The organism is Streptomyces zinciresistens K42 (assembly GCF_000225525.1).
Lineage (GTDB): Bacteria > Actinomycetota > Actinomycetes > Streptomycetales > Streptomycetaceae > Streptomyces > Streptomyces zinciresistens.
In genome coordinates this window covers 1-3,385 of sequence record NZ_AGBF01000364.1, presented here as the reverse complement: position 1 = coordinate 3,385, position 3,385 = coordinate 1, and the positions used below count along the sequence as shown (strand labels likewise).

The 3,385-nt window shown below is 76.8% G+C and carries 1 protein-coding gene; it reads left to right on the top strand.

The genetic code is table 11. From position 1 onward, the window contains the following. The first annotated feature begins 107 nt into the window (after positions 1–107). Positions 108–3,332 carry a tetratricopeptide repeat protein gene (locus SZN_RS36305; protein WP_007505542.1) on the top strand — a complete coding sequence of 1,075 codons (3,225 nt, stop codon included), beginning with the start codon at positions 108–110 and terminating at the stop codon, positions 3,330–3,332. The last annotated feature ends 53 nt before the right edge of the window (positions 3,333–3,385 follow it).

Here is a 3,385-nt window from a genome sequence, read left to right as displayed (position 1 = left end):
CGCACGCCGCCCGTTCGGGGACGCCGGTGATCGTCGCCCTCTCGCGCCGACGCCCGCCGCGAAGGACACTCGTAGGCGACGAGGTCGCCACCGGAGGGGGACGTGACATGCGGGACAGCCATCGGACCGAGGCCGAGGGGCTGTTGGTGCGGGCCGTGGAGGAGGAGGTGCAGCGCTCCGGTGGACGTGTCGACGGACAGGTGCTGCTGTCGCGGGCGCGCGGGGCACTGGACTCCATGGCCGACTCCGCGCGGGAGGAGTACGAGGCGTACGCGCAGGCCCTGGAGGCGGCGGAGGCCGACCGGCTGACGTTCGGTCAGCGGTTCGCCCGGGAGGGCGGCGCCACCCCGCTGATGGTGGCCGGCGTCGCCGCGGTCGCGGCCCTCGTCTCCGACCTGGCGCTCGGCACGGGCACGGGCACCGCGGTCGGGGCCGGGGTCACCGTGGGTGTCGCCGGCGCGGCGGCGACGGTGGTGAAGGTGGCCGGGGCCCATCTGCCGGCCGCCCATCAGCGCGCGGGAGCCGCCGGACAGCCGGGCGGCACCGAGCAGTTGAGGTTGCAGTGGCTGACCGCGCTGGAGGTGCGCGGCATCCGCCCCTTCCTCGACCAGCAGCGGGTCCTGAGCGCGGCGGCCGGCCCGCGGCGGACCGGCCCGCGGCTGAGGGGCGCCGACAAGAGCGCGGCGGCCCGCGGGCGCAGCGTGATGGAGCAGTCCTTCGGTCAACTCCCGCAGCCTTCCGGACCGTTCGCGGGCCGCCGGGGGGAGATGGCACGAATCCGGCAGTGGGTGCAGGCGGCCCGCGCGAGCACCGAGACCCGGCCGGTGGTGGTCGTCCTGCACGGCGTCCCCGGCAGCGGCCGCACCGCCCTCGCGGTCCGCGCGGCGCACGATCTGAAGGACCAGTTCCGCGGGGCGTGCGTGGTGGATCTGCGCGGCGACACCGCGGACGAGCCGCCGCTGCCGACCCGGGACGCCCTGCTGCACCTGCTCAACCGGCTGGGCGCGCCCCGCGAGCAACTGCTGTTCCGGGAACGGTCGTCGCCCGAACAGCAGGTCAAGCGGCTGGGCGAGCTCTACCACCGGCATCTGGCGGGGCTCGCGGTCACCGTGGTGCTGGACGACGCCCGCGACCCCGCCCAGGTCGCCGCCCTCGTCCCCGAACGCTCCGACAGCCTCGTGCTGGTCACCTCCCGCACCCCCCTCGACCTGCCGGCCGGCCTGCCCGCCCGGGTGCACCAGCTGCCGGTGGAGGCCCTGGACGCGGCGGGCGCGGAGGAGCTGCTGAGCGCGGCCGCGCAGGACTCCTCGGACCCCTACGACGCCGAAGCCGGCCGCCTGATCGGCGAGTTGTGCGGCGGGCTGCCGCTGGCGCTGCGCATCGCGGGTTCCGCGCTCGGGCCGCGCTCGCCGCGCGCCCTGGCCGCCGACCTCGGCGCGTACGGTCCGGTGGAGCCGGCCGAGCGGGTGCTGTGGCTGCGCTACGGCGACCAGCCGGAGGAGGCGCGCAGACTGCTGCGCAGGCTCGCCCTGGCGGGCCGGGCCTCGCTGGGCGCGGCGGCCGCCGCGGCGCTGCTGGGGACGGACGAGGCGCGGGCGGCACGCCGGCTGGTGGCCCTGTCCGGCGCGGGTCTGATCGACCATGTGCGCGGTGACCGGTACCGCCTGCACGACGTGGTCCGCGCCTTCGCGCAGGCGCGGCTCGCGGACGAGGAGGAGCCGGCCGAGCGCACGGCGGCGCAGGAGCGGCTGATCGTGAACTACGCCGGTCTCGCGGAGTCGGTGCTGCGCCTGGTGGACGGCAACATGTCGACCCGCTCGGACCGCTTCGGCCCGCACGGCTTCACCTCGCCGGACGACGCGCTGCGCTGGCTCGACGAGGAGTCGAGCTTCATCACGGCCGCGCTGCGGCACGCGGAGGACGTCGACCAGGGGGCCGTGCTGAACCTGCTGGGCGCCCTGTGCGACTACTGCCTGCTGCGCGGCGACCTCTACCGGCTGGGCGAGATCAGCGAGCTGGCGCAGGCCGTGGACCGGGGGCTGCTGGTCCGCTCGGTGCAGTGGCGCACCGGTATCGCGGCCCGGCAGCTGGGCGAGCTGGACAAGGCGCGCACCACCCTGGCCTCGGTGGTCGACCTCTACCGGGAGGCGCATCACGACGCGGGCGCGGCCCGCGCGCTGTGCTCCCTGGGCATCACGCTGCACCACCAGGGCAACCTCACCGAGGCGGCGGCCAGGCTGCGCGAGGCGCTCGACCTCCAATCGGTGCCCGAGCTGGCCACGGACCGCGGCTGGACCATGCACGCCCTGGCCGCCGTGGAGCGCGACCGGGGCCGCGTCGCGCGGTCCCTGGAGCTGCTGACCGGCTCGCTCGCGCTGCACCGCGCGGGCGAGTCCCTGCACGGCGAGGCGTGGGCCCACTTCCAGCTGGGCCAGCTGGCGCTGCGGATGGACGACGTACCGCGTGCGGAGGAGGAGCTGCGCACGGCGCTGGAGCTGTACGGCCGTACCCGCGACGCCCGCGGCGAGGCGTGGGCCCTGACGCAGCTGTCCCGCGCCCGGCTGGTGGCCGGGGACCCGTCGCCGGCGGTCGACGGTCTGCGCGGGGCGGCGGCCCGGCACCGGGACAACGAGGACGCCCGCGGCGAGGCTTGGTCGCTCTACTACCTGGGCCAGGCGCTGGAGGAGACGGGCGACCTGGGTCTCGCGGTGCGGGAGCTGGAGCGCTCGCGGACGATGTTCTCGCGGATGCGGGACGTCTACGGGCTGGCGTGCGCGCGGCACCACTCGGCCCGGGTGACCCGCGACCAGCGGGCGGCCCAGACCGGTTCCCTGCGCAACTCCGGGTTCGCCCGGCAGCTGCTGGTGGACGCCCGCGCCGACTTCCAGCGCATCGGCGTCGCCCACGGCGAGGCGTGGACGTGCCTGGAGCTGGCCGTGGTGGACGCGGGCAACAACCGCACCCCGCAGGCGCTCGCGCTGTGCGACGCGGCGGCGGAGCTGTTCGCCTCCTACGGCGACCGGCGCGGCGAGGACTGGGCCCGCTTCCTGCGCTGCACCCTGCTGCCGTACGCGGCTCCCGGCGGGGTGGAGATCGGTACGGCGGTGGCGCAGGAGGAGCTGTCCCGGCTGGCCCGGTCCGGTCATCCGCTGCGGGACCGCAAGCTGGACGACTGCGCGCAGGCGTTCCAGCTGCTGCTGGAGCGGGGCGTGGACCTGGCGGCGGGCTGGCAGGCATGGCGGCTCGGCATGGTGCCGAACCGCCACGCGCGCGAGGTCATGGGCGTACCGGTGCCGCCGCCCCGGGACGGGGACGGCGCGGGGGCCGCCTGACGCGCGGACCCCGGCGGGCCCGCGGGCCCGCCGTCAGCCCTGCCGTGGCGCGG